Source organism: Empedobacter sp. UBA1574 (assembly GCF_002322895.1).
GTDB classification, from domain to species: domain Bacteria; phylum Bacteroidota; class Bacteroidia; order Flavobacteriales; family Weeksellaceae; genus Empedobacter; species Empedobacter falsenii_B.
In genome coordinates this window covers 1-6,034 of sequence record NZ_DCOI01000014.1, presented here as the reverse complement: position 1 = coordinate 6,034, position 6,034 = coordinate 1, and the positions used below count along the sequence as shown (strand labels likewise).

The following is a 6,034-nucleotide window of genomic DNA, read 5'->3' as shown; positions in this document are numbered from 1 at the left end:
ATCTAAAGGAACTCGTTTCAGTATGACATCTAGTTAATATTTAAAATATTCTAAATAATCAATAATCAAACAAAATCAACCCTTTAAAAATTTCGTCAACTTACAGAAAATTCGTAATTTTGCATCCTAGTACAAATTCTAAAAGTAAGATGATAAACATTTCTCTTCCAGATGGAAGTGTAAGACAGTATGAGAGTGGCGTAACTCCTATGGACGTGGCGCTAAGCATTAGTGAAGGTTTAGCACGTAATGTAATTTCGGCTATAGTAAACGATCAACAAGTTGAAACAACAACCCCAATCACCACAGATGCAACGATCAAATTGTTAACCTGGAATGATGAAATGGGTAAAAAAGCTTTTTGGCATTCATCTGCTCACTTATTAGCGCAAGCTATTTTAGAGTTTTATCCAAATGCTAAATTAACTATTGGACCTGCGATTGACAAAGGTTTCTATTACGATGTTGATTTTGGTGAGGATAAATTTACAGAAGCTGATTTTGCGAAAGTAGAAAAAGCAATGTTAGAGAATGCAAAGAAAAAAGCTGAATTCAAATTATATTCAGTTTCAAAAGCAGAAGCATTAGAGACATACAAAGACAATGAATACAAAACAGAATTAATCTCTAATCTACAAGATGGAGATATTACATTCTGTACACACGATAATTTTACAGATTTATGTCGTGGTGGACACATTCCAAACACTGGAATTGTGAAAGCTGCAAAAATCTTGAATGTTGCGGGAGCTTATTGGCGTGGAGATGAGAAAAACAAGATGTTGACTCGTGTTTATGGTATTACATTCACAAAACAAAAAGATTTAACAGAATATCTTGAGTTATTAGAAGAAGCAAAAAAACGTGATCACCGTAAATTAGGGAAAGAATTAGGTTTATTTGCTTTCTCTGAAAAAGTTGGTGCAGGTTTACCACTTTGGTTACCAAAAGGAGCTGCTTTGAGAAGAAAATTAGAAAACTTCTTATTGAAAGAGCAACAAAAAATGGGTTACGAAATGGTAATTTCTCCACACATTGGTCAAAAAGAATTGTATGTAACTTCTGGTCACTATGCAAAATATGGTGCAGATAGTTTTCAGCCAATTAAAACGCCAAACGAAGGAGAAGAATTCTTGTTAAAACCAATGAACTGTCCACATCATTGTGAGATTTACAAAACATCTCAATGGTCGTACCGCGATTTACCAAAACGTTATGCAGAGTTTGGTACAGTTTATCGTTACGAACAATCAGGAGAATTACACGGTTTAACGCGTGTTCGTGGATTTACTCAAGATGATGCTCACTTATTCTGTACACCAGATCAATTATTAGAAGAATTCAAAAAAGTAATTGATTTAGTATTATATGTATTTACAAATCTTGGATTTGATAATTATTCGGCTCAAATCTCATTAAGAGATCCAGAGAATAAAGAAAAATACATCGGATCTGACGAAAACTGGGAAAAAGCTGAACAAGCAATTATCACAGCATCAGCAGAAAAAGGTTTACCAACAGTTGTAGAATATGGCGAAGCTGCATTCTATGGACCTAAGTTAGACTTTATGGTGAAAGATGCATTAGGACGTCAATGGCAATTAGGAACAATCCAAGTGGATTATAATTTACCAGATCGTTTTGATTTAACTTACACTGGAGCAGACAACGAAAAACACAGACCAGTAATGATTCACCGTGCGCCATTCGGCTCTATGGAACGTTTCATTGCCATTTTGTTAGAAAATACAGCAGGGAATTTACCACTTTGGTTAACACCAGATTTATTCACAATTTTACCAATTAGCGAAAAATATGTGGAATATGGAGAAAAAGTATTAAATTTGCTGGCCGAAGAAGAAATTAACGGACTGATTGACAGTAGAAACGAGAAAACTGGTAAAAAAATCCGTGATGCCGAAATCGGTAAAATTCCTTTCATGTTAATCATCGGTGAAAAAGAAGCAGAAAACGGTACAGTTTCTGTAAGAAGACACGGAGAAGGTGATTTAGGAGAGATGACGATTCAAGCGTTTATCGACTTCATGAAAGAACAAATCAAATTAAAATAATTTAAAACAGAATAACTATCGCAATTAGAAGAAAAGGCGGCAGAGGTCCAGCCAGAGTAATTAAGGAAGATCAACACAAGATCAATGATAAGATTGACGCGAAAGAAGTACGCGTTGTTGGAGAAGGTATAGAACCTGGTGTATATCCAATAGCTAAAGCTTTAGAACTTGCAGAAGAACAAGGTTTAGATTTGGTAATGATCAGTGAAAAAGCCATTCCACCTGTTTGTCGTGTCGTAGAGTACAAAAAATTCTTATACGAACAAAAGAAAAAAGAAAAAGAACTTAAAGCTAAACAGCAGAAAGTTGTCGTGAAAGAAATTCGTTTCGGTCCTCAAACAGATGATCATGATTACGAATTCAAAAGACGTCACGCAAGATCTTTCTTAGAAGAAGGTTCAAAATTGAAAGCGTATGTTTTCTTCAAAGGACGTTCTATTATCTTTAAAGATCAAGGAGAAATCTTATTGTTACGTTTAGCTCAAGAATTGGAAGATGTTGGAAAAGTAGAACAAATGCCAAAACTTGAAGGTAAAAGAATGATTATGATGATGGGACCTAAGAAATAATTAGGTTCTTATCATCTTACAAAAAATAAAAAACGTTTTAATTTTAAATATTTGTAATCATGCCAAAATTAAAAACAAAATCTGGAGCGAAAAAACGTTTCAAATTAACAGGAACAGGTAAAATTAAAAGAAAACACGCTTTTAAAAGCCACATCCTAACAAAAAAAGAGACTAAACAAAAGAGAAATTTAACTCAAACTGGTTTAGTTGATCAAGCTGATGTTCATTCAGTAAAACAACAATTAAGATTAAAATAAGAACGTGTTCTTATTTGGTTTATTAATTCATTATTAACCCTGTCGATGGGCCTTAAAGCAGAGCAATCTCGCCCACTACAAAAAAATTAAAAATTATGCCAAGATCAGTAAACGCAGTTGCGTCAAGAGCTAGAAGAAAAAGAGTTTTAAAACTTGCAAAAGGATATTACGGAAGAAGAAAAAACGTTTGGACTGTTGCTAAAAATGCAGTAGAAAAAGGTTTAGTATACGCTTACCGCGATAGACGTCAAAAGAAAAGAAATTTCCGTGCGTTATGGATTCAAAGAATTAACGCTGGAGCAAGATTACACGGATTGTCTTACTCTAAATTTATGGGAGCTATCCACAAAGCTGGAATTGAATTAAATCGTAAAGTTTTAGCTGACTTAGCGATGAACAATCCAGAAGCTTTCAAAGCAATCGTAGAAAAAGTAAAATAATTTTTTTAAACAATATTAAAACGTTTTAAAACTTGGCTATTTAGTCAAGTTTTTTTTTTGCTTAAATTTGAATGAATGTCATTCTAGACTTATTTGGAATCTCATCATAAATGTTATTTAAAAACCCAACTCAAATGAATCAACAAAAAGATTTATTTCTAAGAATTTGGCCATTTTTTGTCGTTTTTTTTATCTACAATTTTGCTGCAATTGCTATGACGCAATATTATGGTCGCGACGAATTACATCTGCATTTCAATCAATACAGCAATCATTATCTCGATAAACTCTTTGTTTTTTATACCGATTTCGGAACCTATTATTTATTTTTTATACTTCTTGGTTATCTATTTTGGAAAACAACTCGAAGATATTTTTATTATTTATTAGTTTCTGGAGCAGTTGCAACAACAATTAGTGTTTTCTTTAAGAATGTCTATTTCGAACAAGTTTTACGTCCTGGATATTATTTTACACAGAAAAAAATAGACATTATTCTAGTCAAAGATTATGCGATACAAATGGCTTCAACTTTTCCTTCAGGACATTCATTAACAGCTGCAATAATTTCGATGACTTTATGTTTATTAACCAAAAACAGATGGTTACAATTATTTTTTGCACTTCATTTTCCAAGTATCGCAATTAGTAGAATCTACTTATCGCGCCATTTTGCGATTGATACCGTTGGTGGTTCGTTTATTGGTTTTTTTATATTTATCTTTATGTATTACATCATCAACCAATCTAATAAACCAAAATTAGATCAAAAATTTATTAACAATGGAGATTCAAAATAAACTTAAAATATCATTAATACAATACGATATAATCTGGGAAGATGCAAAAGCTAATCACGCTTATTTAAATGAATTATTAGCCAATCATCAAACTGATATTATATTGTTACCAGAAATGTTTGCTTCGGGATTTTCGATGAATGTAGAAAAAATTGGTCAAAAACCTTTTGGAGAAACCTTCGAATGGATGCAACACAAAGCCAAAGAATTGAATTCTGTGATTGCTGGAAGCATTTCTACACATGAAAACGATAAATACTATAACCGATTTTATTTCATCTGTCCAAGCGGCTCTATTTATATTTACGATAAGAAACATTTGTTCAGTTACGGAAAAGAAGCTGGGGTATATTCTGCAGGAGATAAAATTGTAACGATAGATTATAAAGGATGGCAAATTCGTCCTATTGTTTGCTACGATTTACGATTTCCAGTTTGGATTCGCAATACTGAGGAAAATCCCTACGATTTGATACTTTGTAACGCTAGTTGGCCAAAAGCACGTCGAGAAGCTTGGATTTCACTCCTAAAAGCTCGAGCAATCGAAAATATGGCTTTTATTGCTGGTGTAAATAGAATTGGCGTAGATGGCTATAATCTCGAGTATCAAGGCGATTCGCATTTATTTGATACATTGGGACAAGATTTGGAAACAATTAACAATCATCCCGAAATTTTACAGTTCGAAATTGATAAAGAAGAACAAGATAAAACTCGAAAGCATTTCAATTTTCTAAATGATCGCGATTCATTTTATTTTGGATAAATACAAGCTCAACTTTGGTTGGGCTTTTTTTTGTATGTGTAATTCTTTTTTATTCATATATTTATGGATAATGAATATGAATGGATAACACTTGTAAAAGCATCTATGAAAGCTACTACAATTGATATTTCGATAATAATTAATTATGAAAAAGATATTTATATTTCTATTCTTTATATTATTGGTACTTTCTGCAACTTATACTTTATATTTAGTTCGTAAGACTTTTAATAATTATCAATTTGAATCTTATAATGAACTTTATTATAAAGTTCCACCTGTAAATAATGCACAATTTAAATCGTTAAAATCTTTTAATTCTCACTTGTTTTCAATTGTTGACGATAAAAACTTAAAGAATATTACAGTAAATTTCGATTCCAAATCAAATAAAGTAAGGCAAGTAAATTTAAATTACACATACAATCCTGAAACAATTGATGATAAAATAAAATCAATCATAAGGATATATAACTTAGGAGAAATTATCGAAATTAATAAAAGAATGATGAAAAAAATATCATTTTTTCGGAGTCCTGATGTATATAATTTTGAAAATACTAAATATGAAGAAATGTACTTTCCAGATGATTTCTTTATACATAAACCCATTGTAAATTATAATATAAAAGGAAATCCCATCGATTCAATTATAAATGATAGAATAAAGCTTTATGCTTTAAAAGGTATGGTTGAGCTAGATATTAACAATGATTATAAACCTGATTTATTAATTGAATCAAAAAACGAAAAATCTTATATGATTACTGGTTTTGTTGAGATAGACAAGAACCTATTTTTCCTATATTATTTAGATAATGATTCTATTAAAAAAATAAATGATCTATATAAATTAATAAATTTCAAATAATTTATAGTGCCTAACAAAAATTAATTTGGGCGTTCCCTTCGGTCGGACTATCCGTTCCAATCTTTTGTAGAAGAAGATTCAATTTCAAGTAAGAAAGTTCCAATTCCTACAAAAGGATTTTTACTACTATCCCTAACGCGGGTTATAAGTTCTGAGTTTTGAGTGATAAGTTATAAGACATAAGACTTAAAGGAATAGGAATAGAAGTTAAACTATCCCCTTGAGGAGATTATAGGGCTGTTTTCGAGTTATGAGTTGT

At 31.4% G+C, this 6,034-nt stretch carries 7 protein-coding genes; all 7 read left to right on the top strand.

Features of this window, described 5'->3' with window-relative positions; genetic code table 11:
• The first annotated feature begins 149 nt into the window (after nucleotides 1-149).
• The 7 genes from thrS to B3578_RS03210 all read left to right on the top strand — a co-directional run bounded on the left by thrS (nucleotide 150) and on the right by B3578_RS03210 (nucleotide 5,775).
• Nucleotides 150-2,072: a threonine--tRNA ligase gene (thrS, locus tag B3578_RS03240; protein WP_291047019.1), complete on the top strand. Its 1,923-nt coding sequence runs from the start codon at nucleotides 150-152 to the stop codon at nucleotides 2,070-2,072.
• A 59-nt stretch (nucleotides 2,073-2,131) separates the two neighbouring features.
• Nucleotides 2,132-2,641 carry a translation initiation factor IF-3 gene (gene infC, locus B3578_RS03235; protein WP_236688239.1) on the top strand — a complete coding sequence of 170 codons (510 nt, stop codon included), beginning with the start codon at nucleotides 2,132-2,134 and terminating at the stop codon, nucleotides 2,639-2,641.
• A 59-nt stretch (nucleotides 2,642-2,700) separates the two neighbouring features.
• Nucleotides 2,701-2,898, top strand: a complete 198-nt coding sequence (gene rpmI, locus B3578_RS03230) for a 50S ribosomal protein L35 (protein WP_038337133.1) — start codon at nucleotides 2,701-2,703, stop codon at nucleotides 2,896-2,898.
• Nucleotides 2,899-2,993: 95 nt separating this feature from the next.
• On the top strand, nucleotides 2,994-3,338 hold the full coding sequence (gene rplT / locus B3578_RS03225; RefSeq protein ID WP_038337134.1) for a 50S ribosomal protein L20: 345 nt from the start codon (nucleotides 2,994-2,996) through the stop codon (nucleotides 3,336-3,338).
• A 134-nt stretch (nucleotides 3,339-3,472) separates the two neighbouring features.
• Nucleotides 3,473-4,138, top strand: coding sequence for a phosphatase PAP2 family protein (locus B3578_RS03220; protein ID WP_185144154.1), 666 nt, complete (start codon nucleotides 3,473-3,475; stop codon nucleotides 4,136-4,138).
• Nucleotides 4,122-4,904 carry a nitrilase-related carbon-nitrogen hydrolase gene (locus B3578_RS03215; protein WP_286496429.1) on the top strand — a complete coding sequence of 261 codons (783 nt, stop codon included), beginning with the start codon at nucleotides 4,122-4,124 and terminating at the stop codon, nucleotides 4,902-4,904. The genes B3578_RS03220 and B3578_RS03215 overlap by 17 nt, the downstream gene beginning before the upstream one ends.
• A 145-nt stretch (nucleotides 4,905-5,049) precedes the next feature.
• On the top strand, nucleotides 5,050-5,775 hold the full coding sequence (locus tag B3578_RS03210; RefSeq protein WP_286496430.1) for a hypothetical protein: 726 nt from the start codon (nucleotides 5,050-5,052) through the stop codon (nucleotides 5,773-5,775).
• Nucleotides 5,776-6,034 lie beyond the last annotated feature (259 nt).

Bases quoted from the DNA above. Each gene is read 5' to 3' on its own strand.
- thrS (WP_291047019.1), top strand. From the start codon at position 150: ATGATAAACATTTCTCTTCCAGATGGAAGTGTAAGACAGTATGAGAGT.
- rpmI (WP_038337133.1), top strand. From the start codon at position 2,701: ATGCCAAAATTAAAAACAAAATCTGGAGCGAAAAAACGTTTCAAATTA.
- rplT (WP_038337134.1), top strand. From the start codon at position 2,994: ATGCCAAGATCAGTAAACGCAGTTGCGTCAAGAGCTAGAAGAAAAAGA.
- B3578_RS03220 (WP_185144154.1), top strand. From the start codon at position 3,473: ATGAATCAACAAAAAGATTTATTTCTAAGAATTTGGCCATTTTTTGTC.
- B3578_RS03215 (WP_286496429.1), top strand. From the start codon at position 4,122: ATGGAGATTCAAAATAAACTTAAAATATCATTAATACAATACGATATA.
- B3578_RS03210 (WP_286496430.1), top strand. From the start codon at position 5,050: ATGAAAAAGATATTTATATTTCTATTCTTTATATTATTGGTACTTTCT.